At 72.9% G+C, this 24,153-nt stretch carries 25 protein-coding genes; 15 read left to right on the forward strand and 10 right to left on the reverse strand.

Annotated elements, in window-relative coordinates:
- Window positions 1–15 precede the first annotated feature (15 nt).
- From cobM to cobC, 6 genes are read left to right on the forward strand one after another with little or no spacing between them, the layout of a single operon-like run.
- On the forward strand, window positions 16–834 hold the full coding sequence (gene cobM / locus F8R89_RS08445) for a precorrin-4 C(11)-methyltransferase (RefSeq protein WP_151783379.1): 819 nt from the start codon (window positions 16–18) through the stop codon (window positions 832–834).
- Entirely contained in the window at window positions 831–2,069 is a 1,239-nt protein-coding gene (gene cbiE, locus F8R89_RS08450; protein WP_151783380.1) for a precorrin-6y C5,15-methyltransferase (decarboxylating) subunit CbiE, read from the forward strand. Before cobM ends, cbiE begins: the two co-directional genes overlap by 4 nt.
- Entirely contained in the window at window positions 2,066–3,766 is a 1,701-nt protein-coding gene (gene cobJ, locus F8R89_RS08455; protein WP_151783381.1) for a precorrin-3B C(17)-methyltransferase, read from the forward strand. The genes cbiE and cobJ overlap by 4 nt, the downstream gene beginning before the upstream one ends.
- Window positions 3,763–4,365, forward strand: coding sequence for a precorrin-8X methylmutase (locus F8R89_RS08460; protein WP_151783382.1), 603 nt, complete (start codon window positions 3,763–3,765; stop codon window positions 4,363–4,365). The genes cobJ and F8R89_RS08460 overlap by 4 nt, the downstream gene beginning before the upstream one ends.
- The gene (locus tag F8R89_RS08465) at window positions 4,362–5,276 is read left to right on the forward strand and encodes a sirohydrochlorin chelatase (RefSeq protein WP_151783383.1); all 915 of its coding nucleotides are present in this window, start codon (window positions 4,362–4,364) and stop codon (window positions 5,274–5,276) included. The genes F8R89_RS08460 and F8R89_RS08465 overlap by 4 nt, the downstream gene beginning before the upstream one ends.
- Window positions 5,266–6,324: an Rv2231c family pyridoxal phosphate-dependent protein CobC gene (gene cobC / locus F8R89_RS08470; protein WP_151783384.1), complete on the forward strand. Its 1,059-nt coding sequence runs from the start codon at window positions 5,266–5,268 to the stop codon at window positions 6,322–6,324. Before F8R89_RS08465 ends, cobC begins: the two co-directional genes overlap by 11 nt.
- Window positions 6,325–6,402: 78 nt before the next feature.
- On the opposite strand, the gene F8R89_RS08475 is transcribed toward cobC, so the two are convergent.
- Window positions 6,403–7,311 carry an SCO1860 family LAETG-anchored protein gene (locus F8R89_RS08475; protein WP_151783385.1) on the reverse strand — a complete coding sequence of 303 codons (909 nt, stop codon included), beginning with the start codon at window positions 7,309–7,311 and terminating at the stop codon, window positions 6,403–6,405.
- Between the two features lie 276 nt (window positions 7,312–7,587).
- On the opposite strand from F8R89_RS08475, the gene F8R89_RS08480 reads away from it, so the two are divergent.
- Window positions 7,588–7,983 carry a carboxymuconolactone decarboxylase family protein gene (locus tag F8R89_RS08480; protein ID WP_151783386.1) on the forward strand — a complete coding sequence of 132 codons (396 nt, stop codon included), beginning with the start codon at window positions 7,588–7,590 and terminating at the stop codon, window positions 7,981–7,983.
- 4 nt (window positions 7,984–7,987) lie between these two features.
- Here the strand turns inward: F8R89_RS08480 and F8R89_RS08485 are convergent, their stop codons facing one another.
- The 4 genes from F8R89_RS08485 to F8R89_RS08500 form a co-directional block, all read right to left on the reverse strand.
- Complete coding sequence (locus F8R89_RS08485) at window positions 7,988–9,079, reverse strand: amidohydrolase family protein (RefSeq protein ID WP_151783387.1); 1,092 nt, start codon at window positions 9,077–9,079, stop codon at window positions 7,988–7,990.
- Between the two features lie 63 nt (window positions 9,080–9,142).
- A complete protein-coding gene (locus F8R89_RS08490) occupies window positions 9,143–9,937 on the reverse strand; it encodes an amino acid ABC transporter ATP-binding protein (RefSeq protein ID WP_151783388.1) in 795 nt (264 codons plus the stop codon).
- Window positions 9,934–10,767, reverse strand: a complete 834-nt coding sequence (locus tag F8R89_RS08495) for an amino acid ABC transporter permease (RefSeq protein WP_151783389.1) — start codon at window positions 10,765–10,767, stop codon at window positions 9,934–9,936. Before F8R89_RS08495 ends, F8R89_RS08490 begins: the two co-directional genes overlap by 4 nt.
- Before the next feature lie 5 nt (window positions 10,768–10,772).
- A complete protein-coding gene (locus F8R89_RS08500; RefSeq protein ID WP_151783390.1) occupies window positions 10,773–11,618 on the reverse strand; it encodes a basic amino acid ABC transporter substrate-binding protein in 846 nt (281 codons plus the stop codon).
- A gap of 229 nt (window positions 11,619–11,847) precedes the next feature.
- Here F8R89_RS08500 and F8R89_RS08505 point away from each other — a divergent pair, with 229 nt between their 5' ends.
- From F8R89_RS08505 to thpD, 5 genes are all read left to right on the forward strand, one after another.
- Window positions 11,848–12,951 carry a pyridoxal-phosphate-dependent aminotransferase family protein gene (locus F8R89_RS08505; RefSeq protein ID WP_151783391.1) on the forward strand — a complete coding sequence of 368 codons (1,104 nt, stop codon included), beginning with the start codon at window positions 11,848–11,850 and terminating at the stop codon, window positions 12,949–12,951.
- 307 nt (window positions 12,952–13,258) lie between these two features.
- Window positions 13,259–13,765 (forward strand): diaminobutyrate acetyltransferase, encoded by a 507-nt coding sequence (ectA, locus tag F8R89_RS08510; RefSeq protein ID WP_151783392.1) that lies wholly within the window; start codon window positions 13,259–13,261, stop codon window positions 13,763–13,765.
- Between the two features lie 33 nt (window positions 13,766–13,798).
- A complete protein-coding gene (ectB, locus tag F8R89_RS08515) occupies window positions 13,799–15,070 on the forward strand; it encodes a diaminobutyrate--2-oxoglutarate transaminase (protein ID WP_151783393.1) in 1,272 nt (423 codons plus the stop codon).
- A gap of 47 nt (window positions 15,071–15,117) precedes the next feature.
- Window positions 15,118–15,516 carry an ectoine synthase gene (locus tag F8R89_RS08520; RefSeq protein ID WP_151783394.1) on the forward strand — a complete coding sequence of 133 codons (399 nt, stop codon included), beginning with the start codon at window positions 15,118–15,120 and terminating at the stop codon, window positions 15,514–15,516.
- A 6-nt stretch (window positions 15,517–15,522) separates the two neighbouring features.
- Complete coding sequence (gene thpD / locus F8R89_RS08525; protein ID WP_151783395.1) at window positions 15,523–16,419, forward strand: ectoine hydroxylase; 897 nt, start codon at window positions 15,523–15,525, stop codon at window positions 16,417–16,419.
- Window positions 16,420–16,496: 77 nt separating this feature from the next.
- Here the strand turns inward: thpD and F8R89_RS08530 are convergent, their stop codons facing one another.
- From F8R89_RS08530 to F8R89_RS08550, 5 genes are all read right to left on the reverse strand, one after another.
- Window positions 16,497–17,549, reverse strand: a complete 1,053-nt coding sequence (locus F8R89_RS08530) for an aminotransferase class V-fold PLP-dependent enzyme (RefSeq protein ID WP_151783396.1) — start codon at window positions 17,547–17,549, stop codon at window positions 16,497–16,499.
- Between the two features lie 99 nt (window positions 17,550–17,648).
- Window positions 17,649–18,365: a DsbA family oxidoreductase gene (locus F8R89_RS08535; protein ID WP_151783397.1), complete on the reverse strand. Its 717-nt coding sequence runs from the start codon at window positions 18,363–18,365 to the stop codon at window positions 17,649–17,651.
- Window positions 18,366–18,461: 96 nt separating this feature from the next.
- Entirely contained in the window at window positions 18,462–18,965 is a 504-nt protein-coding gene (locus F8R89_RS08540) for a GNAT family N-acetyltransferase (RefSeq protein ID WP_192806074.1), read from the reverse strand.
- Window positions 18,966–19,022: 57 nt separating this feature from the next.
- The gene (locus F8R89_RS08545) at window positions 19,023–19,631 is read right to left on the reverse strand and encodes a DUF1349 domain-containing protein (protein ID WP_151783398.1); all 609 of its coding nucleotides are present in this window, start codon (window positions 19,629–19,631) and stop codon (window positions 19,023–19,025) included.
- 47 nt (window positions 19,632–19,678) lie between these two features.
- Window positions 19,679–21,208 (reverse strand): aldehyde dehydrogenase (NADP(+)), encoded by a 1,530-nt coding sequence (locus F8R89_RS08550; protein WP_151783399.1) that lies wholly within the window; start codon window positions 21,206–21,208, stop codon window positions 19,679–19,681.
- A 153-nt stretch (window positions 21,209–21,361) separates the two neighbouring features.
- Here F8R89_RS08550 and F8R89_RS08555 point away from each other — a divergent pair, with 153 nt between their 5' ends.
- The 3 genes from F8R89_RS08555 to F8R89_RS08565 all read left to right on the forward strand — a co-directional run bounded on the left by F8R89_RS08555 (window position 21,362) and on the right by F8R89_RS08565 (window position 24,147).
- Window positions 21,362–22,135 (forward strand): IclR family transcriptional regulator, encoded by a 774-nt coding sequence (locus F8R89_RS08555; RefSeq protein WP_151783400.1) that lies wholly within the window; start codon window positions 21,362–21,364, stop codon window positions 22,133–22,135.
- 4 nt (window positions 22,136–22,139) lie between these two features.
- Window positions 22,140–22,610 carry a GNAT family N-acetyltransferase gene (locus F8R89_RS08560; protein ID WP_151783401.1) on the forward strand — a complete coding sequence of 157 codons (471 nt, stop codon included), beginning with the start codon at window positions 22,140–22,142 and terminating at the stop codon, window positions 22,608–22,610.
- Window positions 22,611–22,704: 94 nt separating this feature from the next.
- Window positions 22,705–24,147 (forward strand): peptidoglycan D,D-transpeptidase FtsI family protein, encoded by a 1,443-nt coding sequence (locus F8R89_RS08565; RefSeq protein ID WP_151783402.1) that lies wholly within the window; start codon window positions 22,705–22,707, stop codon window positions 24,145–24,147.
- The last annotated feature ends 6 nt before the right edge of the window (window positions 24,148–24,153 follow it).

Below are 24,153 nucleotides of genomic sequence, written 5' to 3' on the forward strand. Positions count from 1 at the left end.
GAGAGGACCCCACCCATGGCCGATGCCCGACCCGGCAAGGTGACCTTCGTCGGTGCCGGCCCCGGCGCCGCCGATCTGCTGACGTTCCGTGCCGCGCGCGCCATCGCCGAGGCCGACGTGGTGATCTGGGCGGCGAGCCTGGTCCAGGCGGAGGTTCTGCAGCACGCCCGCGAGGACGCCGAGGTGCTGGACTCGGCGGCGCTGTCCCTGGAGGACGTCGTCGCCGTCTACGAACGGGCCCGCGACGAGGGCCTGAAGGTCGCCCGCATCCACTCCGGGGATCCCGCCCTGTGGGGCGGCACGCAGGAGCAGCTGGACCGGTGTGCCGCGCTCGGCCTCGCGACCGAGGTGGTGCCGGGCGTGTCCGCGTTCTCCGCCGTGGCGGCGCTCGCGCAGCGGGAGTTGACGATCCCCGAGGTCGCCCAGTCGGTGGTGCTCACCCGGCTCGGCGGCGGCAAGACGCCCATGCCGCCGGGCGAGGAGGTGCGGGAGTTCGCGCGGCACGGCACCACCATGGCGGTCTTCCTGTCGGCGGCCCGCAGCGGTCAGCTGGTGCGGGAGCTGCTGGAGGGCGGCTACCCGACCTCCACCCCGGTCGTCGTCGCCTACCAGGCGACCTGGCCGGAGGAGTTGATCGTGCGGTGCACGATCGGCACGCTGGAGGAGACGGTCAAGGAGCACAGGCTCTGGAAGCACACGCTCTTCCTGGTCGGCCCGGCCCTGGAGGCCCACGGCACCCGCTCGCACCTGTACCACCCGGGCCACTTCCACGGGTACCGCAAGGCCGACCCGGCGGCCCGCCGGGCGCTGCGCGAACGAGGGGCCAGCACATGATCACGGTCGTCGGCACGGGGACGGGGGCGCCGCCGCCCGGGGACGTCCTGGCCGGTGCCGACCTGGTGGTCGGCGGACGGCGCCATCTGGAGGCCGTACGGCTGCCCGCCTCGGCGGAGCGGGTCGTGCTCGGTCCGCTCGCCCCGGCGTTGGACACCATCGCCGCGTACGTCGGGAAGGACCGCCGCGTGGTCGTGCTGGCCTCGGGTGATCCGGGGTTCTTCGGGATCGCGCGGGCGCTGGCGGAGCGGTTCGGACCGGAGTGCCTGGACGTACGGCCCGGGGTGTCCTCGGTGGCGTCGGCGTTCGCGCGGGCCGGGCTGACCTGGGACGACGCGGTCGTCGTCAGCGCCCACGGCCGGGACGCGCGGACGGCCGTGCACGTCTGCCGGGCGCGTCCGAAGGTGGCCGTGCTGACCGGGCCCGGCGCCGGTCCCGCCGAACTCGGGGCGGCGCTGGCCCGCGCCGACGCGGACCGCACGCTCGTCGTCGCCTCCGCGCTGGGGTCCGGGGAGGAGCGCGTCGAGCGGGTGACCCCCGCCGAGGCCGCCGCCCGGGACTGGGGTGCGGCCGTGAACGTCGTCCTGTGCCTGAAAGGCTCCGCCGTACCGGGTGCCGCGCGGACCGTCGCCGGGCCGGGCCGGGGTCCCGTCTCCTGGGCGCTGCCCGAGGACGCGTTCGCGCACCGGGACTCGATGATCACGAAGTTCGAGGTGCGCGCGCTCGCGCTGGCCCGGCTCGGGCCCCGGCTCGGCGATCTCGTGTGGGACGTCGGCGCGGGCTCCGGCTCGGTGGCCGTGGAGTGCGCGCGGCTCGGGGCCGCCGTCACCGCCGTCGAGAAGACGGCGGACGGTGTCGCCCGGGTCCGGGACAACGCGGCCGCGCACGGGGTGGACGTCCATGTGGTGCACGGGGCGGCCCCGGAGGCCCTGCGTCGACTGGACGACCCGGACGCCGTGTTCGTGGGCGGCGGGGGCCGTGAGCTGCCCGCCGTCGTCGGTGCGTGCGCGCGCCGGGCGCGGCGGACGGTCGTGGTCGCCATGGCCGCGCTGGACCGGGTGCCGGCCGCGCGGTCGGCGCTGACCGGCGCCGGATTCAGCTGCGACGGGGTGCTGTTGCAGTCGTCCCGGCTGGCGCCGCTGCCGGGGGACGTGACCCGGCTGGCGGCCACCAATCCGGTCTTCTTGTTGTGGGGCGTCCGAAGCCCCGTGGACGGCGAGGGAGTTGCTCAGTGATCGGCCTGATTTCCGCCACGGCGGCGGGCGCTGCGGCGCGGGACCGGCTGGCCGCGGCGTGGCCGGACCGCACCCGCGTGTACGACGGGCCCGTCGGGGACGCCGTGCGGCGGGCGTTCGGGGAGTGCGGGCAGCTGGTGTGCTTCCTGGCCACGGGCGCGGTCGTCCGGCTGATCGCCCCGCTGCTGGACGACAAGGCCGCCGACCCCGGTGTGGTGTGCGTCGACGAGGGCGGGCGGTTCGCCGTGGCGCTGACCGGCGGGCACGGCGGCGGTGCCAACGAACTCGCCGACGCGGTGGGCGAGTTGCTGGGCGCGCGGCCCGTGGTGACGACGGCCACCGACGCGGTGGGGCTGCCCGGTCTGGACACGCTCGGTTTGCCGGTCGAGGGCGATGTCGCCGGGGTGTCCCGGGCCCTGCTCGACGGGGAGCCGGTGGCGCTGCGGGCCGAGGTGTCCTGGCCGCTGCCGCCGCTGCCGGCCGGCACCGAGGGGGCGTACACGATCCGGGTGACGGACCGGCTCGTGGAGGCGGCGGAGCGCGAGGCCGTGCTGCGTCCGCCGACCCTGGTCGTCGGGGTCGGGGCCTCGCGGGGCGCCCCCGCCGACGAGGTGCTGACGCTCGTCCGGGACGCGCTGCGCGACGCCGGGCTGTCCGCCGCGTCCGTGGCGGAGCTGGCCACAGTCGACGCGAAGGCCGGCGAGCCCGGCATCGTGGAGGCCGCGGCCCGCCTCGGCGTCCCGCTCGTCACGCACGCCCCGGAGCGGCTGGCCGCCGTCCCGGTCCCGCACCCGTCCGACGCGCCGCTGGCCGCCGTCGGCACCCCCTCGGTCGCCGAGGCCGCCGCGCTGGTGGGGGGCGGCGACCTGCTCGTACCGAAGCGGAAGTCCGAGCGGGCCGACGGGAGCCCGGCGATGGCCACGTGTGCGGTGGCCCGGCGGCCCGGACGCGGCCGGCTCGCCGTCGTGGGCCTCGGGCCGGGCGCCCGGGACCTGCTGACCCCACGTGCCAGGGCGGAGCTGCGGCGGGCCTCGGTGCTCGTCGGGCTGGACCAGTACGTCGACCAGATCCGCGATCTGCTGCGGCCCGGCACCCGGGTGCTGGAGTCCGGGCTCGGCGCGGAGGAGGAACGGGCGCGGACGGCGGTCGCGGAGGCCCGGAAGGGGCATGCCGTCGCCCTCATCGGCAGCGGCGACGCGGGCGTGTACGCCATGGCCTCCCCCGCGCTGGCCGAGGCGTCCGACGACATCGACGTGGTCGGCGTGCCCGGGGTGACGGCGGCCCTCGCGGCGGCCGCGGTCCTCGGCGCCCCGCTCGGCCACGACCATGTGTCGATCAGCCTGTCCGACCTGCACACGCCGTGGGAGGTCATCGAGCGGCGGGTGCGGGCCGCCGCCGAGGCGGATCTCGTCGTCACCTTCTACAACCCGCGCTCGCGCGGCCGGAACTGGCAGCTCCCCGAGGCGCTCGCGATCCTCGCGAAGCACCGCGCGCCGGCCACGCCGGTCGGCGTGGTGCGCAACGCGTCCCGGCCCGACGAGTCCGTCCGGCTCACCACGCTCGGCGGCCTCGACCCGGCGACGGTCGACATGATGACGGTCGTCACCGTCGGCAACACCGCCTCCCGGGAGGTCGCCGGCCGCATGGTGACCCCGCGCGGCTACCGCTGGCAGAGCGCCCAGGAGGTGCCGAGGTGAACCGTGTCGTCCATCCCATCGAGGAGGAGTCCTACCGGCGGATGCGCGCCCGGCTGGACACCTCGCACCTCCCGCCGCTGACCCGGGCGGTCGTCGAGCGGGTCGTGCACTCCGCCGCCGACCTCGACTACGCGGGTGACCTCGTCCTGGACGAGCGGACCCTGCAGCGGGGGCACGCGGCGCTGCACGCCGGGGCGCCCGTCGTCGTGGACGTCGAGATGGTCGCGGCCGGGATCACCCGCCGGGAGACCGTCTGCCGGCTCAGGGACGCCCGGTCCGGGCCCGGACTGACCCGGTCCGCGCACGCCGTCCGGCTGGCGTACGAGCAGGTCGGCCCCGGCGCGCTGTGGGTGATCGGCAACGCGCCGACCGCGCTGGAGGAGCTGCTCACCCTCGACGCCCGGCCCGCGCTCGTCATCGGCCTGCCCGTCGGGTTCGTCGGCGCGGTCGAGTCCAAGGCGGCGCTGCGCGCGAGCGGACTGCCCGCCGTCAGCAACGTGTCCGAGAAGGGCGGTTCGGCGGTCGCCTCGGCCGCGCTCAACGCCCTGCTGTACTACCCCGTTCCATCCTTCCCTTCACCGTCCGAGGAGACATCGTGACCCCCTCCCCGCCCGCCCTGCTCATCGCCGGCCACGGCACCCGGGACGAGGCCGGAGCCGAGGCGTTCCGCGCCTTCGTCCGGGAGCTCGGGGACCGGCACCCCGGACTGCCCGTCGCGGGCGGCTTCATCGAGCTGTCCCCGCCGCCGCTGGGCGACGCGGTCGCCGGCCTCGTCGAGCGGGGGGTGCGGCGGTTCGCCGCCGTGCCGCTGATGCTGGTGTCCGCCGGGCACGCCAAGGGCGACATCCCGGCGGCGCTGGCCCGCGAGAAGGAACGGCACCCCGGGATCACGTACACCTACGGCCGCCCGCTCGGCCCGCACCCGTCGCTGCTGCGGGTCCTGGAGCGGCGGCTCGACGAGGCGCTGGGGTCGGCGGGCGACCGCGCGGACGTCACCGTGCTGCTGGTGGGGCGCGGCTCCACCGACCCGGACGCCAACGCCGAGGTGCACAAGGCGGCCCGGCTGCTGTGGGAGGGGCGCGGCTACGCGGGGGTGGAGACGGCGTTCGTGTCGCTGGCCGCGCCGGACGTGCCGGCCGGTCTGGACCGGTGTGCGCGGCTCGGGGCGCGGCGGATCGTCGTGCTGCCGTACTTCCTGTTCACCGGGATCCTGCCGGACCGGGTGCGGCGGCAGACCGAGGAGTGGGCGGCGGCGCACCCGGAGACCGAGGTGCGCTCGGCGGACGTCATCGGACCGGAGCCGGAGCTGCTGGACCTCGTGTGGGAGCGGTACGAGGAGGCGGTGCGGGGTGATCTGCGGATGAACTGCGACTCCTGCGTGTACCGGATCGCGCTGCCGGGCTTCGAGGACAAGGTGGGGCTGCCGCAGCAGCCGCACTTCCACCCGGACGACGACGGGCACCACCACGGGCACGGGCACCACCACGGCGGTCACGCGCATGCGCACTGACGGCGGGCACGATCTGCGGCACCACGGCGACGCCGAGGTCCGCGACGACGGGTCGGCGCTGACCGACCTCGCGGTGAACGTCCGCACGGGCACCCCGCCGGCCTGGCTGCGGGAGCGGATCGCGGGGACGCTGGGCTCGCTGGCCGCCTACCCGGACGGCCGGGCGGCGCGGGCGGCGGTGGCGGCCCGGCACGGGCTGCCGCCCGAGCGGGTGCTGCTGACGGCGGGCGCGGCGGAGGCGTTCGTGCTGCTGGCCCGCGCGCTGAAGGTGAGCCGGCCGGTCGTGGTGCACCCGCAGTTCACGGAGCCGGAGGCGGCGCTGGTGGACGCCGGGCACACCGTCGGCCGGGTGCTGCTGCGGGCGGAGGACGGCTTCCGGCTCGACCCGGCGGCCGTCCCGGAGGACGCCGACCTGGTGGTGATCGGCAACCCGACGAACCCGACGTCGGTCCTCCACCCGGCGGACACGATCGCCGCGCTCGCCCGGCCGGGACGCACCCTGGTCGTGGACGAGGCGTTCATGGACGTGGTGCCGGGCGAGCGGGAGGCCCTGGCGGGGCGGACCGACGTGCCGGGCCTGGTCGTGCTGCGCAGCCTGACGAAGACGTGGGGGCTGGCGGGGCTGCGGATCGGCTATGTCCTCGCCGGCCCGGAGACCGTGGCCGCGCTGGAGCGGGCCCAGCCGCTGTGGCCGGTGTCCACGCCGGCGCTGGCCGCCGCCGAGGCGTGCGTGTCGCCGCGCGCCCTGACGGAGGCGGCGGAGGCGGCCGACCGCGTCACCGCCGACCGGGCCCATCTGGTCGCGGGACTCGAGGCGTTCGCCCCGTCCGGCCTGCGGGTGACCGGCCCGGCCACCGCCTCCTTCGTCCTCGTCCGGCTGCCGGGCGCGGCGGCGGTCCGCCACGAACTGCGCGCCCTGGGCTACGCGGTCCGCCGCGGCGACACGTTCCCGGGCCTGGACGAGGAGTGGCTGCGCCTCGCGGTCCGGGACCGCCCCACGACGGACGGCTTCCTCCAGGCCCTGCGCCGGGTGCTGCCCCCGACGTGACAGAGGGCCGGCGTGGCACAGGACGGCCCCCGGGCGCCTGCAGTGGCGGTGCCCGGGGGCCGGTTCCGGTGGGTGGCGTCAGCCGCGGCCGCGCTTCGCCAGGGCCACGGCGCCCCCGCCCGCGAGGAGCAGGGCGAGCGCGCCGCCCGCGATGTACGGCGTCATGGAGTTGCCGCCGGTCTCGGCGAGGTTCTCGTCGGACTTCTCGCCCTGGGGCTCGATCTCGCCGGCCGGCTCGGCGCCCGGGGCCGCCTCCTCCTCGATCGCGGCCGGGGTCTCGCAGGTGGCCTTCGCCAGGGTGAGGGTGCCCTCGACCTCGGCCACGTTGAGCTTCAGCGGGTTGACGGAGACCTTGAGCTCCAGCGCGGTGGCGGCGGCCGTCCGCGAGGTCTGCTCGGTCTTGGAGTAGTCGATGCGGACCTCGCCCACCCCCGGTACCTCGACGTGCGTGGTGCCGCCGGCCGTGAGCTTCACCTTCTTGCCGAGGACGGTGATGTCCCCCAGCAGGTTGGACGTGGCGGTGGGCTTCTCCCCCGCCACACAGGTCGCCTTGGACGTGACCTGGCCGACCTCGATGAGCGACAGCAGCGGCAGGCCCGGGACATGGACCTTGGCGTGGGCGAGTTCGGTGCTGCCCTCGGCCCTGCCGTCCTCGACCGTGGCGCTGGCCTTGGCGACGTCGGCCTTCACGACGCTGAAGGGCTTGCCGCCCTCGACACCGTCGAGTTGGGCCGTCAGCGCCGTCTTCTCGGCGCTGCGCGGTGCCTGCACCTCGTTGAGGGAGACCGCGAGCGGGACGTTCACGGTCTTGTTGAGCAGGGAGACGTCGAGCCCGGTGCGCAGGACGACGGCGCTCGCGCTGCCCTCGTCACCGGTCGCCTGGGCCGGGCCCGCCGCGCCGAGGACCGCTGGTCCGGCGGCGAGCGCGGTGGCCGTCGCCAGGGTGGCGAACCGGCGTGCGGGCATGCGGAAGTTCTTGCCGTTCAAGGTGGGGACCCCCAGAAGAAACGTGCTCGGGACTCGGCAAGAATCGCGCACCTCGGGTGAACAGTCAGCGTTCCGCCGCCACTTCACTCCAACGTGACTTTCCCGTGAACCTTTTCGAATCCCGCGGCACGGGTGTTCCCCGAAGTCACCTCCGTACCCTCATCCGGGCGAGCGCCCGCGTGAAAACGGGGCGTCGGCGGCGCGGTACGCGTCACCAGCGGCCGTTCCCGTCGTTACGCTGCGTCGACCAGCTCACCGGAAGCAAGGGAAGCGCAGATGTCCGACCAGGAACGGGACTACTCCGCCGCGCTGGGCACGGCCGAGCGGCTGCTCGGCATGCCTCTGGAGCGCTTCCTCGATCCCGGCGAGGGCGAGCCCGCCAACGCGGCGGATTTCAAGCGCCTCGCCACCGTCCACACCTTCGGCGACGCGTGGCCGCGCACCGGGGTCCTCGACACGCGCACGCGGGCGCTGGTGTCGGTGACGATCGCCGCGACCCTGGGCACCCTGGAACCGCTGCGCGGACAGCTGCGCATCGCGCTCAACAGCGGGGTCACCCCGGAGGAGATCGTCGAGGCGTTCATCCACATCGAGGCGTACGCCGGTGCCGCGCGCGCCTTCGAGGGCTACGGCGTCGCACGGGAGGTCTTCGCCGAGGCGGCGTCCGGCTGAGCGGTCAGCCGACGACGCGGCCGTTCAGGACGATGCGGCGGGGCGCCGCGAGGACCCGGACGTCGGCGCGCGGGTCCGTCTCGTAGACGACGAGGTCGGCCGCGGCGCCCTCGTCCAGGCCGGGGCGGCCGAGCCAGGCGCGGGCCGCCCAGGTCGTCGCGGCGAGGGCGTCGACGGCGGAGAGGCCGGCGGTGACCAGTTCGGCGACCTCGGCGGCGACCAGTCCGTGCGGCAGGGTGCCGCCCGCGTCCGTGCCGACGAAGACGGGGATGCCGGCGTCGTGGGCGTCGCGGACGGTGTCGTACCGCCGCTCGTGGAGCCGGCGCATATGGGCCGACCAGCGGGGGAACTTGGCCTCGCCGCCGTCGGCCAGCTTCGGGAAGGTCGCGATGTTCACGAGGGTCGGCACGATCGCCACCCCGCGCTCGGCGAACAGCGGGATCAGGTCGCCGGTGAGGCCGGTGGCGTGCTCGACGCAGTCGATGCCGGCCTCCACGAGGTCCTGGAGGGAGTCCTCGGCGAAGCAGTGCGCGGTGACCCGGGCGCCGAGCCGGTGGGCCTCGGCGATGCCCGCCTCGACGGCCTCGCGCGGCCAGGTGGGCGCCAGGTCCCCGAGGTCGCGGTCGATCCAGTCGCCGACGAGCTTGACCCAGCCGTCGCCGCGCCGGGCCTCCTGGGCGACGTAGGCGACGAGGTCCTCGGGTTCGATCTCGTGCGCGAAGCCGCGGATGTAGCGGCGGGTGCGGGCGATGTGCCGGCCGGCCCGGATGATCTTCGGCAGGTCCTCGCGGTCGTCCACCCAGCGGGTGTCGGAGGGCGAGCCGGCGTCCCGCAGCAGCAGGGTGCCGGTGTCGCGGTCGGTGAGGGCCTGCTTCTCGGCGGTGCCCGCGTCGACGGGGCCGTGCGGGCCGAGTCCCACGTGGCAGTGCGCGTCGACCAGGCCGGGCAGGGCCCAGCCCTCGACGGCGCGCACGTCGCGGGCCCCGGCGGGGCGGTCGTAGGTGATCCGTCCGCCGACGACCCACAGCTCGTCCCGGACGTCGTCCGGGCCGGCGAGGACCCGGCCCCTCACGTGCAGCACCGCGCGTTCGCTCATGCCCTGCACCTTAGTGAGCGGCCGGGCCGTGTCCGCAAGGCCCCGCCCGGCGCCGGGCGCGGCCTAGTCGGTCTTGCCCACCTGGTCCTGGACGCCTTCCTCGACGTCGGCCATCGCCGGGTCGAGGAGGCGGGAGAGGAAGTGCCGGGTGCGTTCGTGCCGGGGGTTGCCGATGACCTGGTCGGGGGTGCCGTCCTCGACGATCACGCCGCCGTCCATGAACACGACCCGGTCGGCGACCTCGCGCGCGAACGTCATCTCGTGGGTGACGACCATCATCGTCATGCCCTCGTTCGCGAGCATGCGCATGACGGCGAGCACATCGCCGACGAGTTCCGGGTCCAGCGCGGACGTCGGCTCGTCGAAGAGCATGACCTGCGGCCCCATGGCGAGGGCGCGGGCGATGGCGACGCGCTGCTGCTGGCCGCCGGAGAGGGAGGCCGGGTAGGCGCCGGCCTTCTCGGCGAGGCCGACCCGGGCCAGGTTCTCGGCGGCGACCTTCGCGGCGGCCTCCTTGCCCCGGCGCAGCACCCGGCGCTGCGGCAGGGTCAGGTTCTCGGTCACCGTGAGGTGCGGGAACAGGTTGAACTGCTGGAAGACCATGCCGATCCGGCGGCGTACGGCGTCGATGTCGACGTCCGGGTCGGTGACCTCGGCGCCGCCGACGAAGACCTGCCCCTTGGTGGGCTCCTCCAGCAGGTTCACACAGCGCAGCAGCGTCGACTTGCCCGAGCCGGACGGGCCGATGACGCACACGACCTCGCCCTGCCGGATCTCCAGGTCGATGCCGCGCAGCACCTCGTTGTCGCCGAAGGACTTGTGCAGGTCCCGGACCTGGATCTCTGCCGTGGTACTCACTTGACGGCCTCCTGGGCCTTGGCCTCCATACGGCGGACGACGAAGCCGAGCGGGATCGTGATCAGCAGGTAGCACAGGCCCGCGACCAGGATCGGTGTGGAGTTGGCGGTCTGGCTGGCGAGGTCGCGGCCGAACTTGGACAGCTCCCGCTCCTCCAGGGTCACCCCGAGGAACAGCACCAGCGAGGAGTCCTTGAACAGCAGGACGAGTTCGTTGGTGAGCGGCGGCAGGATGATCCGGAACGCCTGCGGGACGATGATGGAGATCATCGCGCGGGCGGGCGAGAAGCCGAGCGAGCGCGCGGCCTCCATCTGGCCCTTGGGGACGGCCTGGATGCCGGCCCTGATGGTCTCCGCCATGTAGGCGGCGGCGACCAGGCCGAGCGCGAGGGCGACCTTGCCGTAGGTGCCGCCGGGGATCTCCGTGCCGGGGAAGGCCAGGGGTACGGCGACGCCGATGAAGATGAAGATCAGCAGGGCGGGCAGGCCGCGGAAGATCTCGATGTAGATGCCGGCGAGCCAGCGGTAGGGCCCCACGGACGACAGCCGCATCAGCGCGATCACCATGCCGAGGACGAGTCCGACGACGAAGCCGGACACGGTGTAGAGCACGGTGTTCTTCAGCGCCAGGGTGATGACCTCCGGGAACATCTCCCGGGCGATCGAGCCCTGCGCGAACTGGTTCTTCAGCCGGTCCCAGTCGGCCGCGACCGCGAAGGCGATCACGGCCGCGACGAAGACGACGTACTGGACACCGCGCGACAGGCTGCGCTTCTGCCGCCGGGTCAGGCCCTTCTTCTTCGGCTGGAGGGGTACGTCTGTGCCGCTCATCGGGGTCAGGCGGCGGGCGACGGAGAGGCGGCGGACTCGTCGTACGGGCCGATCCACTTCTCGTACAGCTTCTTGTAGGTGCCGTCCGCCTTGGCCTCGGCGAGCGCCTTGTTGATGGCGGCGAGGAGCTTGGTGTTGCCCTTCTTCACCGTGAAGCCGTACTGCTCGCCGGTGTTGATCTGCTCGGCGACCTCGAAGGCGTCGGCGTTGGCCTTGTCCTTCAGCCAGCCCTGGACGACCGGGTAGTCGATGACGACGGCCTGGACCTGGCCGGTGCGCAGGCCGTTGATGACGGCGTCGGAGGACTCGAAGGAGACCGGGTCGAGGCCCTTGCTCTTGGCGTAGTCCTCGCCGGTGGTCTGGGCCTGGGCGCCGACCTTCTTGCCCTTGAGGTCAGCGAAGGAGGAGATGCCGCTCTTCTTGTCGACGAGGACGGCCTGGGTGGCCTCGAAGTACGGGTCCGAGAAGTCGACGTTCTTCTTGCGCTCGGCGGTGATCGTCATGCCGGCGGCGGCGAGGTCGCACTCGCCGGAGTTGAGGAAGGCGCCGGTCTTGAAGTTCTCGAAGGGCGTGTCGAGGATCGCCTGCTTCACGCCGAGGTCGTCCGCGACCAGGTCGATGAGGGAGACGTCGAAGCCCTGGACCTTGCCGTCGATCTCGGACTGGAAGGGCGGGTACGGCAGATGGGTGCACGTGGTCAGCTGGCCCGCCTTGACGAGCTCGACACCGCCGGCCGCGGTCTTGGTGCCGCTGCCGCCGTCGTCGGAGGAGCAGCCGGCCACGAGCACCAGCCCGGCCGTCGCGGTGGTGGCGGCCAGAACGCGGGTCCGGCGCCCGAAGGTCGTCTTCACGGGGGAGCCTCCTGTGGGGGAACTGAGAGTTCCGATTATAAGGAGAGGTTTGAGGTCCTCAAACCAAACCGATGGTCCAAGGGCCGTTCGACCTGAGAAGTGGGGAGTGGGCACGGCTGGGCCCGCCTGGGGCCCAGGGTGTAGATGTGCCCGTACGGGACGGGATTACGCTCATGGGGTCGGCTTCGGAGTGAAGAGCCGGAGCGCCGAGAGCGAAGAGAGTTCCGCCGTGACCCACCCCTTCCTGGATCTGGCCCCGCTGAGCGCCGCCCGTTTCGCCGCGATCGAGGACCGGGTGGCGCGGCTGCTCGGGACCGCGCAGGACGTCGTGATCATGCAGGGTGAGGCGCTGCTGCCGCTGGAAGGGGCGATCCGGGGGACGGCCGGGCCCGGCACGACCGCGCTGAACGTGATCACCGGCCCGTACGGGCAGACCTTCGGGGACTGGCTGCGGGACTGCGGCGCCCGGGTGATCGATCTGGCGGTGCCGTTCCACACGGCGGTCACGGCCGAGCAGATCCGGGAGGCGTTCGCGGAGCACCCGGAGATCGACTTCGTGTCCCTGGTGCACGCGGAGGCGGCCACCGGCAACACCAACCCGGTCGCGGAGATCGGCGAGGTGGTGCGGGAGCACGGGGCGCTGTTCTACCTGGACGCGGTGGCGTCGATCGGGGCCGAGCCGGTGCTGCCGGACGCGTGGGGCGTGGACCTGTGCGTGATCGGGGCGCAGAAGGCGATGGGCGGTCCGGCCGGGGTGTCGGCGGTGTCGGTGAGCGAGCGGGCGTGGGCCCGCATGGCGGCGAACCCGGGGGCGCCGCGCCGGTCCTACCTGTCGCTGCTGGACTGGCGGGAGCGCTGGATCGAGGGCGGCCGCCGGGCGCTGCCGCACGCGCCCGCGCAGCTGGAGATGCTGGCGCTGGAGGCGTGCGTGGAGCGGATCGAGGCGGAGGGTCCGGAGGTCGTGATGGCGCGGCACCGCGGGGCGGCGCTGGCCACGCGGGCGGGGGCCGTGGCGCTGGGCGGCGGTCTGGAGCCGTATGTGCACGACGCGCGGGACGCCGCTCCGGTGGCGACGACGTTGCGGACGCCGGCCGGGGTCGAGGCGTCCGAGATCGTGGCGCGCGCGCTGGCGTCCGACGCCGCGCTGCCGCTGGCGGCCGGGGGCGGGGCGCTGGCCAAGGAGATGATCCGGGTCAACCACTACGGCAAGGACGCCACGGCCGGCGCGGTCCGCGGCAGCCTGGCGGCGCTGGGGGCGGCGCTGGCGGAGAAGGGGCTGACGGTGGATGTGGAGGCGGCTCTGCGAGCCGTCGACGACACCATTGCAGCCTGAATTCAAAGGGATTTCTTAGATTCTTTATCGGGTCAGCTTTCCTTAGGCTTCTGCCCGCTTTCCCGGACCTTAAACGCGGAGATTCCGTGAACCCCGGAATGCGTTATTCCGGCCACATCTCGCGCAAGTTACACGGCTGTGACGCGTTCCACATCACAGGAGTTTTGTCCGGTATTAACCTAGCAAACCGGGCGATTCGCTGCGCCTGAGCGGCTCTGTTCACGCCCGCGTGATAACACAGGCCGACGGCATCCGTAAGCCCTTCCGGCCATGCATTTTTCAATTTCTCTCGGTAAATTCAATTTGCATGACTGCCGCACAAGCAGACCTGCAAATCGACCGTCCGGCGACAGCCGACGGCGCCGCGCTGTGGCGCATCGCCCGCGACTCCGAGGCGCTCGACCTGAACTCGTCGTACAGCTATCTGCTGTGGTGCCGGGACTTCGCCGGCACATCCGCCGTCGCGCGTGACGAGCGCGGCGAACCGGTCGGCTTCGTCACCGGATACGTGCGGCCGGAGCGTCCGCACACGCTGCTCGTCTGGCAGGTGGCCGTGGACGGCGCGTACCGCGGACGCGGACTCGCCGCGTCCCTGCTGGACCAGCTCGCCGCACGCGTCCACCGCGAGCACGGCGTCACGAGCGTCGAGACCACCATCACCCCGGGCAACACGGCCTCCGAGCGCCTGTTCGCCTCCTTCGCCGAGCGCCACGGCGCCGCGCTGGAGCGCGAGGTGCTGTTCCCGGCGGGACTGTTCCCGGACGGACCGCACGATCCCGAAGTGCTGTACCGCATCGGTCCCCTCTCCCTCTGAACCCTCCCCCACCCCCACGAGGAGCGATTCGTCGTGACCATCACCCAGCCCGACCTCAGCGTCTTCGAGACCGTCGAGTCCGAGGTGCGCAGCTACTGCCGCGGCTGGCCCACTGTCTTCGACCGTGCGCGCGGCAGCCGCATGTACGACGAGGACGGCCACGAGTATCTGGACTTCTTCGCCGGTGCCGGATCCCTGAACTACGGGCACAACAACCCGGTCCTGAAACGAGCGCTGATCGACTACCTGGAGCGTGACGGCGTCACGCACGGGCTCGACATGTCCACCAGCGCCAAGCGGGCCTTCCTGCAGACCTTCCAGGACCTGGTGCTGCGGCCCCGCGACCTGCCGTACAAGGTCATGTTCCCCGGCCCGACGGGCACCAACGCCGTCGAGTCCGCGCTGAAGCTGGCCCGCAAGGTCAAGGGCCGCGAGGCCATCGTGTCCTTCACCAACGCCTTCCACGGCATGTCGCTGGGCTCGCTGGCCGTCACCGGCAACGCCTTCAAGCGGGCCGGCGCCGGCGTCCCGCTGGTCCACGGCACGCCCATGCCGTTCGACAACTACTTCGACGGCACGGTCGAGGACTTCCTCTGGTTCGAGCGGCTCCTGGAGGACCAGGGGTCCGGCCTGAACAAGCCCGCGGCCGTGATCGTGGAGACCGTGCAGGGCGAGGGCGGCATCAACGTGGCCCGCCCCGAGTGGCTGCGCGCGCTCGCCGACCTGTGCGAGCGCCAGGACATGCTGCTCATCGTCGACGACATCCAGATGGGCTGCGGCCGTACCGGTGCCTTCTTCTCGTTCGAGGAGGCGGGCATCACCCCGGACATCGTCACCGTGTCCAAGTCCATCAGCGGCTACGGCCTGCCCATGTCGCTGTGCCTGTTCAAGCCCGAGCTGGACATCTGGGAGCCGGGCGAGCACAACGGCACGTTCCGCGGCAACAACCCCGCCTTCGTCACGGCGACGGCGGCGCTGGAGTCGTACTGGGCCGACGGCTCGGCGATGGAGAAGCAGACCCGCGCCCGCGGCGAGCAGGTCGAGCAGGGTTTGATCGCGATCTGCGAGGAGAACCTGCCCGAGGTCAAGGAGTACCGGGGCCGCGGCCTGGTGTGGGGCATGGAGTTCCACGACAAGGAGCGCGCCGGCCGGGTCGCCCGCCGCGCCTTCGAGCTCGGGCTGCTCATCGAGACGTCCGGCCCCGAGAGCGAGGTCGTGAAGCTGCTGCCCGCTCTGACCATCACCCCGGACGAGCTGGACGAGGGCCTGAGCATCCTCGCCCGCGCCGTCCGCGAGACCGCCTGACCGGCACCCGGCAGGGAACACCACCACCTAGGAGGCATCGCAACACCGTGATCGTCCGTTCGTTCAAGGAGATCGAAGGCACCGACCGCCACGTGAAATCGGCGTCCGGCACCTGGGAGAGCAAGCGCATCGTCCTCGCCAAGGAGGGGGTCGGCTTCTCCGTGCACGAGACGATCCTGTACGCGGGCACGACGACCGACATGTGGTACGCCAACCACATCGAGGCCGTGGTCTGCACCAAGGGCGATGCCGAGCTGACCGACCGCGAGACCGGGGAGAAGTACCACATCACCCCCGGCACCATGTACCTCCTCAACGGCCACGAGCGGCACACGCTCAAGGTCAAGGAGGACTTCCACTGCATCTGCGTGTTCAACCCGCCCGTCACCGGACGGGAGGACCACGACGAGAACGGCGTCTACCCGCTGCTCACCGAGGAGGTGTGAGTCACCGTGACCACGACCACGCACGTCACCGATCTCTACCCGACCCGCGGTGCCACCGAGGTGGCCACCCCGCGGCAGGACCCCGTCGTCTGGGGCTCCCCGGACACGCCCGGCCCGGTCGCCGCCGCTGATCTGCAGGCCCTGGACCGCGACGGCTTCCTGGCCATCGACCAGCTGATCGGCCCGGACGAGGTCGCCGTCTACCAGCGCGAGCTGGAGCGCCTGGTGAACGACCCGGACATCCGCGCGGACGAGCGCTCCATCGTGGAGCCGAAGTCCAAGGAGATCCGGTCGGTCTTCGAGGTCCACAAGATCAGCGAGGTGTTCGCGAAGCTCGTGAGCGACGAGCGGGTCGTGGGCCGGGCCCGGCAGATCCTCGGCTCGGACGTCTACGTCCACCAGTCGCGGATCAACGTCAAGCCCGGCTTCGGGGCCAGCGGCTTCTACTGGCACTCCGACTTCGAGACCTGGCACGCCGAGGACGGCCTGCCGAACATGCGCACCATCTCGGTCTCGATCGCGCTGACGGAGAACTACGACACCAACGGCGGGCTCATGATCATGCCCGGCTCCCACAAGACCTTCCTCGGGTGTGCGGGAGAGACGCCGAAGGACAACTACAAGAAGTCGCTCCAGATGCAGGACGCGGGCACGCCGTCCGACGAGGCGCTGACCAAGATGGCGTCCGAGTACGGCATCAGGCTCTTCACGGGCAAGGCCGGTTCGGCGACCTGGTTCGACTGCAACTGCATGCACGGCTCCGGCGACAACATCACGCCGTTCCCGCGCAGCAACGTGTTCATCGTGTTCAACAGCGTGGAGAACGCCGCCGTGGAGCCGTTCGCGGCCCCGGTCCGGCGGCCGGAGTTCATCGGCGCGAGGGACTTCACCCCGGTGAGGTGACCTCTCGCGCGCCCGCGGCGACGCGGCCCGGCCGTACGTCTCGTACGGGGCGGGCCGCGTCGCCGTGTGCGCGGGGCTCAGCCGGACAGGGCGTCCAGCAGCCGGTCGACGTCACCGGCGGTGTTGTAGAGGTGGAAGGCGGCGCGCAGGTTGCCCGCGCGGTCGGAGACCTCGATGCCCGCACGGCTCAAGTCGCCCTGCCGGGAGCCCAGTCCGGGCACGGAGACGATGGCGGAACCCGGCGCGGGCACCGGGGCGTGCCCGAGGCGGGCCAGACCCGCGCGGAAGCGGTCGGCCAGCGCGAGGTCGTGGGCCTGGATGGCGTCCACGCCCAGCCGCTCGACCAGGTCCAGGGAGGCGCGCAGCCCCGCGAGGCCGAACAGGGACGGGCTGATGTCGAACCGCCGCGCGGAAGCGGCGAGTTCCTGGACCGGGCCGTAGCAGCTCTCCCACGGCACCTCCCCGGCGATCCAGCCGGCGAGCAGCGGCGTCAGCCCGCCGAAGTCCTCGGGGGCGACGAAGAAGGCGACGCCGTGCGGGCCGAGGACCCACTTGAAGGCGACGGCGGCGGTGAAGTCGTCCTCGGCGGCGTCCAGCGGCAGCCAGCCCAGCGACTGGGAGGCGTCGACATAGGTGCGGGCGCCGTGGGCCCGGGCGGCGCGGCGCACCGCGGCGAGGTCGGCGATCCGCCCGTCGGCGGACTGCGCGGAGCTGACGGCGACGAGCGCGGTGTCCGGGCGGACGGACTCGGCGAGACGCTCCAGCGGGACGGAGCGCACCTTGAGGTCGCCGCGCATGTGGAACGGGTTCACCAGGGAGGCGAAGTCGGCCTCGGCCGTGAGGACTTCGGCGCCCTCGGGCAGGGAGGCGGCGACCAGCGCGCCGTACTCGGCGACGGAACCGCCGAGCGCGACCCGCTCGACGGGGACCCCGGCCAGCCGGGCGAAGGACGCCCGGACCGCCTCGACGTCCTCGTACAGCGAGCCGAGCGCGACGCCGTCGGCCCGCATCCGCGCGGCCCGGTCGAGGGCGGCGACGGTGCGGGCCGGGAGGAGGCCGTTGCTGGCGGTGTTCAGATAGACGTTCTTCGGGGCGAACTCTGCGCGGACGAGGCTCTCGAAGGTCTCCATGACCCAACTCTGAGCCCTGCGGACCGTGCGGGTCCATTGCGATTTCTTACGTCGTTCATCTAAGCAACGCTTATGTATAGGCGCTGACCTGGTGTTTCGTCAGCCTTGCGGGACAGCGCACCCGTCGGGGCCGCATGCCTCGGCGTCACCCGTGTCGAGGAGCGTCAGCGGCGAGCGGTCGCCCCACGCCTGGGTGAGCGCCTGGGTGAAGACCTCGGCGGGCTGGGCGCCGGAGACGCCGTACGCGCGGTCGAGCACGAAGAAGGGGACGCCGTTGGCGCCGAGCTGGGCGGCCTCGCGCTCGTCGGCGCGTACGTCGTCGGCGTAGGCGTCGGGGTCGGCGAGCACCCGGCGCACCTCGTCGGCGTCGAGTCCGGCTTCGGCGGCCAGTTCCACGAGACGGTCGTCGCCCTCGGCGAAGACGGACCGCTCCTCGGCGAAGTTCGCCCGGTACAGGATCTGGATCAGTTCGTCCTGGCGGCCGTGCCGCTTGGCGAGGTGCAGCAGGCGGTGCATGTCGAAGGTGTTGCCGTGGTCGCGGCCCTCGGTGCGGTAGGCGAGGCCCTCGGCGGCGGCCTGCGCGCCCAGGTTCTCCTCGCCGGCCCGCGCCTGCTCGGCGCTCATGCCGTACTTCCTGGTGAGCATGGTGATCACGGGTTGGATGTCGCCCTTGGCGCGCCCGGGGTCCAGTTCGAAGGAACGGTGGACGACCTCGACCTGGTCGCGGTGCGGGAAGGCGGCGAGCGCCTTCTCGAAGCGGGCCTTGCCCACGTAGCACCACGGACAGGCGATGTCGCTCCAGATCTCGACGCGCATGGTGTGAGGCTCTCTCCGGCTCGTTCGGGTGCGGAGACTCCCTCCGCCGAGTCGGTGAACGTTCAAGCAGCCGGTTTCATTCCCCCGCCTCGTGTGTCAGGCGGCGGGGACGGTGAGGCGCAGGTTCAGGTGGTGGTCGCCGTCGGCGGGCGGGTTGTCCGGGTCGGGCCGCCAGCCCTGGCGGGCGTAGAAGTCCTGGGCGCGCCGGTTGTCCACGTGCACGTCGAGGACGGCCGCGCCGCGGCGGTCGGCCGTCCACTCCTCGACGCAGGCCCGGTGCAGGGCGGTGCCGACGCCCCGGCGCCAGTGCCCGGGGTCGACGTGGAACTGGTACAGCTTGACCAGGTCGGCGGGGGCTCCCTCGGGGGTGCGGAACGAGGCCAGGCCGATGAGGCTGCCCCGCTCGACGACGCACAGCACCCGTCCGTCGGGCCGTTCGACGGCGGTGCGCCAGGCCGCGGTCCAGTCGGTGCCGTCCTGCGGGAGCCCGTCCGGGTAGTAGGTCGCGCGGGCACGGGCGTGCAGGGCGACGAGGTCGGGCAGTTCCGCGGGGAGGGCGGGGCGGATCACGCGGCCCACCGGGAGTCGGTCATGGATCATGCCGGGTGGGACGTGGCCGGCGCGCCTCCCGGTTCCGTACGGCCGGCGCCGCGCCGGTCAGCTCCCGTCGCGCAGGTCCTTGGGCCACTCGGGCCGGAAGGCGAGGTGGTCGTACGTCACCACGCAGCCCTCCCCCAGCGGCGACTGGGTCATGAACCCGACCAGGGCGGCGCCGGTCTCCTTCTCGTCGCCGAGCGTGAAGAGGCGGACGAAGGTCCATCGTTCGCCGTCTCGGGAGGCGTGGAAGGCGAAGGCGCGGCCGGTGCGGCTCACCCGCAGCCACACCGAACTGCCCTCCACGGTGAAGGAGTTGGCGTCGTCGGAGTGGCCGCGGGTGACGACCGTGCAGACGGTGGGGACGTCCGGGGAGTTCTCCAGGCACAGCTTGGCCCAGGCCCGGTCGCCGACGTGGACGTAGAGCACCCCGGCGTCGAAGGCGCCGGCGAACCCCACGGTGACCCGGGCGATCAGCTGGAAGTCGCCCTCGGGCTCGCCCAGCAGCCGCGGCGCGTCGGACGCGGCGTCCAGGGCCTCCCCGGTGGGCGGCACGAAGCGGTCCTGCCGCGGGCCGGCCCATCCGGAGAGGATGCCGTCCTCGTAGGCCCAGTGCCCGTCCGGGCCGTAGGTGCGCAGCGGGAAGGGCAGTTCGGGTATCTCCAGGTCCATGACGGGATTCTTCCAGGTGCCGGGGCGGTCCGTCCGCCCCGGCTCCGTCAGACCTCCAGCGCGCCGTTGAACCGGCGGGGCAGCCCGAGCGGGTTGTCGTCCCGCAGCTCGGGGGGCAGCAGCGCCTCGGGCGCGCCCTGGTACGCGACGGGCCGCAGCCAGCGCTCGATGGCCGTGCCGCCGACGGAGGTGGAGGTCGAGGTGGTCGCCGGGTACGGCCCGCCGTGGTGCTGGGCCGGCGCGACGGCGACACCCGTCGGCCATCCGTTGACGAGGACGCGTCCGGCCAGCGGTGTCAGCTCCGCGAGGATGCCGGCCCCGCGCCCCTCGCCCGCGGCCTCCTCGGCGGACAGGTGCACGGTGGCCGTCAGGTTGCCCGGCAGCCGGGACAGCACCCCGGTGGCCTCGGCCTCGTCGTCGTAGCGGACGACCACCGTCACCGGCCCGAAGCACTCCTCCAGGAGCACGTCGTGGGCGCCCTCCTCGGCCAGCGCGCTCGCGGCGACCGTGAGGAACCCGGCGCTGACGGTGTGCTCGCCGCCCGCGCCCGGCGTCACCGGCGAGTCCACCTCGGGCAGCCCCGTGCGCTCGGCCACGCCGGCGAGGAAGTTGTCGCGCATCCGGTGGTCCAGCAGGACGCCGGCCTCGGAGTTGCTGACGGCGTCGGTCAGCGACTTCACCAGGCCGTCGCCGGCCGCGCCGGAGGGCACGAGGACGAGGCCAGGCTTCACGCAGAACTGCCCGACGCCCAGCGTCATCGAGCCCGCCAGCCCGGTGCCGATGGCCTCGCCGCGCTCGGCGGCGGCCGCCTCGGTGACGAGCACCGGGTTCAGCGAGCCCAGTTCGCCGTGGAAGGGGATCGGGACGGGGCGGGCGGCCGCCGCGTCGAACAGGGCGCGTCCGCCGCGCACCGAGCCGGTGAAGCCGGCCGCGGCGACCAGCGGGTGCCGGACGAGTTCGAGTCCGGCCTCGAAGCCGTGCACCAGGCCGACGACGCCGGCCGGGACGCCGTGCTCGGCCGCGGCGTTGCGCAGCACGTGGGCGACCAGCTCGGAGAGCGCCGGGTGGTCGGGGTGGGCCTTGACGACGACCGGGCAGCCCGCGGCGAGGGCGCTCGCGGTGTCGCCGCCGGCGACGGAGAAGGCGAAGGGGAAGTTGGACGCCGAGTAGACGGCGACGACGCCGAGCGGCACCTTGTAGCGGCGCAGGTCGGGGATGGGCGGGGTCGCCGTGTCGTCGGGGTGGTTGATGACGACGTCGAGGAAGGCGCCCTCGTCGACGATGTCCGCGAAGGCCCTCAGCTGGTAGCAGGTGCGGGCGAGTTCGCCGGTGAGCCGGACCGGGCCGAGCGCGGTCTCGGCGTCGGCGGCCTCGACGAGCCGGTCCCCGGCGGCCTGGAGCCGGTCGGCGGCGGTGCGCAGGAAGGCGGCGCGGACGGCGCGGTCGGCGAGGGAGGCGCGGGCGTCGTGCGCGGCGCGGACCGCGGCGTCCACCTCCTGGGCTGTGGCCTCCACCGCAACCTGTTCACGCTGCTTCCCGGTTCGGGGGTCGACACTCCAGACTGGTGCTGCTGCCACCGCGGGTCCCTCCACCTGTATTGCCTTGCCGCACGTCGGAATCTGCAGGATCATCCTCAGGGCTCGTTCGATATACTGAACGCTGTCTCTGGTGATGAACATTCTGCGGAGACCATATCCGCAGATCCTCGTCGAACAAAGGGGTCAAGGGCGATGGCGGCTGGCGAGACGGGCGGCGGGGCGCAGGTCAAGTCCGCGGTACGGACGGTCGAACTGCTGGAGTATTTCGCCGGGCGCCCCGGGATGCACTCCCTCGCGGCGGTCCAGGAGGCCGTCGGCTACCCCAAGTCGAGCCTCTACATGTTGCTGCGCACCCTGGTCGAGCTGGGCTGGGTGGAGACCGACGCGACGGGCACCCGGTACGGCATCGGCGTCCGGGCTCTGCTGGTCGGCACCTCCTACATCGACGGCGACGAGGTGGTCGCGGCGGCCCGCCCCACGCTGGACCGGCTCTCCGACGACACCACCGAGACGATCCACCTGGCCCGCCTCGACGGCACCAACGTGGTCTACCTGGCCACCCGCCAGTCCCAGCACTACCTGCGGCCCTTCACCCGGGTCGGCCGCCGGCTGCCCGCGCACTCGACCTCCCTCGGCAAGGCGCTGCTGAGCACGTACTCCGACGAGCAGGTCCGCAAGATGCTCCCGGAGACGCTGCCCGCGCTGACGGAGCACACCATCACCGACCGGGAGAAGCTCATCGAGGAGCTGCACCAGGTCCGCGAGCAGGGCTTCGCCGTCGACCGCGAGGAGAACACGCTGGGGCTGCGCTGCTTCGGCGTCGCCATCCCCTACCGGACCCCGGCCAGGGACGCGATCAGCTGCTCGGTCCCGGTGGCGCGGCTGACGCCCGCGCACGAGCAGATGGTGAAGGACGCGCTGTTCGACGCTCGCGACCGGCTGACCCTGGCCACCCGTAGGCTCTGACGTCATGGACGTCGAACTGCGCCCGGTCCACGCCAGCGACCTGCCGGTCTTCTACCGCCAGCTGAACGACCCGGAGGCCCTGCGCATGGCGGCCTTCACCCCCGCGGACCCCTCCGACCGGGCCGCCTTCGACGCCCACTGGCAGCGGGTGCTGACCTCCTCCGACGTGCCGCGCACGATCCTCGCCGACGGGGACGTCGTGGGGAGCGCCACCGTGTACGGGGAGCCCGGTGAGCGGGAGGTCATGTACTGGGTGGACCGCGCGTACTGGGGCCGGGGCATCGCCACGGCGGCCCTGCGCCGGCTGCTGGAGGAGGTGCCCGAGCGCCCGCTGTACGCGCGCACGGCCGCCGACAACGAGGGCTCGCTGCGGGTGCTGCTCAAGTGCGGGTTCCGGGTGACGGCGAAGGCCCGCTGCTTCGCCCACGCGCGGGGCGCGGAGATCGACGAGCTCGTCCTGCACGTGGAGGACTGACGGCCCGGCCGGCCCGGCGCACTCCATGAACGTCCGATGAGAAATCGGGACGCATGGAACGATCGCCCCCGATCCGTTCGTCTCTGTGGGTGGGATGAACAAGACGATCAGGCGGGCCTCCGTCTTCACGCTGCTCCTGGTGCTCGCCCTGCTGGTCAGGGCGACCTGGGTGCAGTTCTACGACGGACGGGCCCTCGCGGACGACAAGGACAACCGGCGGAACACGATCGCGCTGTACAGCGCGCCGCTCGGCGACATCATCGTGGGCGGTGAGCCGGTCACCGGCTCGGCCCGGACGACGGGCGGCGACCTGGCGTACAAGCGGACGTACCGGGACGGCTCGCTGTACTCGGCCGTGACCGGCTACAGCTCGCAGGCGTTCGGGGCCACCCAGCTGGAGGGCGTCTACCGGGACCTGCTCGACGGCACCGACCACCGCCTCAAGGGCGTACTGGACACGGTGACCAACAAGCGCTCCGACCCGGGCAACGTCGTCACCACGATCGACCCCGCCGTGCAGAAGGCCGCCTACGAGGCGCTCGGCGACAAGAAGGGCGCCGCCGTCGCGATCGACCCGTCCTCGGGCCGCATCCTGGCGGTCGCCTCCACCCCGTCGTACGACCCGTCGAAGATCACCACCGGTGACGCGGACGCCTGGAAGCAGCTGACCGGCGACCCCGACAAGCCGATGACGAACCGGGCGCTGCGCCAGCCGCTGCCGCCCGGCTCGACGTTCAAGCTGGTCGTCGCGGCCGCCGCGCTGGAGGACGGCCTGTACGGGTCGGTGGACGAGCCGACGGACAGCCCTGACCCGTATCCGCTGGCGCAGTCGAACAGCAAGCTGACCAACGAGAACCCGTCGGCGCCCTGCGAGGACGCCTCCCTCCGCGTCGCCCTGCGGTACTCGTGCAACAACGTCTTCGCGAGCGTCGCCGTCGACCTGGGCCAGGACAAGGTCCGCGCGATGGCCGAGAAGTTCGGCTTCAACGACCCGAAGCAGGACGTGCCGGTGCGGGCGTACGAGAGCGTGTACCCGGCGGACATGGACGAGGCGCAGACCGCGCTGTCCGGCATCGGGCAGTTCGACGTCACCGCGACACCGCTGCAGATGGCGATGGTGTCGGCGGCCATCGCCAACGGCGGCAAGCTGGTCTCGCCGCACATGGTCGCGCAGATCACCGACGGCGGCGGCGACGTCCTGGAGGACTACGACGACACCGCGGACAGCGAGGAGATCGTCAGCTCCCGCACCGCCGAACAGCTCCAGTCGGCGATGCGCACGGTCGTCGAGGAGGGCACCGGCACCAACGCGCGCATCCCGGGCGCGACCGTCGGCGGCAAGACGGGCACCGCCCAGCACGGCGAGCGGAACAGCAAGACGCCGTACGCCTGGTTCACGTCGTACGCGAAGGCCGACGGCAAGGAGGTCGCCGTCGCGGTGCTGGTGGAGCAGTCGGACGCCGCCCGCTCCGAGGTCAGCGGCAACGGCCTGGCCGCCCCCGTGGCCCGGAAGGTGATGGAGGCGGCCCTGCGCTAGAAGATC

It is taken from the genome of Streptomyces sp. SS1-1, assembly GCF_008973465.1.
Lineage (GTDB): Bacteria > Actinomycetota > Actinomycetes > Streptomycetales > Streptomycetaceae > Streptomyces.

Coding starts and splice junctions, on each gene's coding strand:
- cbiE (WP_151783380.1), top strand. CDS start 831: ATGATCACGGTCGTCGGCACGGGGACGGGGGCGCCGCCGCCCGGGGAC.
- F8R89_RS08495 (WP_151783389.1), bottom strand. CDS start 10,767: ATGAGCGGCACAGACGTACCCCTCCAGCCGAAGAAGAAGGGCCTGACC.
- ectA (WP_151783392.1), top strand. CDS start 13,259: ATGACTGCCGCACAAGCAGACCTGCAAATCGACCGTCCGGCGACAGCC.
- F8R89_RS08545 (WP_151783398.1), bottom strand. CDS start 19,631: ATGGACCTGGAGATACCCGAACTGCCCTTCCCGCTGCGCACCTACGGC.
- F8R89_RS08530 (WP_151783396.1), bottom strand. CDS start 17,549: ATGGAGACCTTCGAGAGCCTCGTCCGCGCAGAGTTCGCCCCGAAGAAC.
- F8R89_RS08540 (WP_192806074.1), bottom strand. CDS start 18,965: ATGATCCATGACCGACTCCCGGTGGGCCGCGTGATCCGCCCCGCCCTC.
- F8R89_RS08565 (WP_151783402.1), top strand. CDS start 22,705: ATGAACAAGACGATCAGGCGGGCCTCCGTCTTCACGCTGCTCCTGGTG.
- F8R89_RS08555 (WP_151783400.1), top strand. CDS start 21,362: ATGGCGGCTGGCGAGACGGGCGGCGGGGCGCAGGTCAAGTCCGCGGTA.
- cobM (WP_151783379.1), top strand. CDS start 16: ATGGCCGATGCCCGACCCGGCAAGGTGACCTTCGTCGGTGCCGGCCCC.
- F8R89_RS08485 (WP_151783387.1), bottom strand. CDS start 9,079: ATGAGCGAACGCGCGGTGCTGCACGTGAGGGGCCGGGTCCTCGCCGGC.
- F8R89_RS08560 (WP_151783401.1), top strand. CDS start 22,140: ATGGACGTCGAACTGCGCCCGGTCCACGCCAGCGACCTGCCGGTCTTC.
- F8R89_RS08535 (WP_151783397.1), bottom strand. CDS start 18,365: ATGCGCGTCGAGATCTGGAGCGACATCGCCTGTCCGTGGTGCTACGTG.
- F8R89_RS08480 (WP_151783386.1), top strand. CDS start 7,588: ATGTCCGACCAGGAACGGGACTACTCCGCCGCGCTGGGCACGGCCGAG.
- cobC (WP_151783384.1), top strand. CDS start 5,266: ATGCGCACTGACGGCGGGCACGATCTGCGGCACCACGGCGACGCCGAG.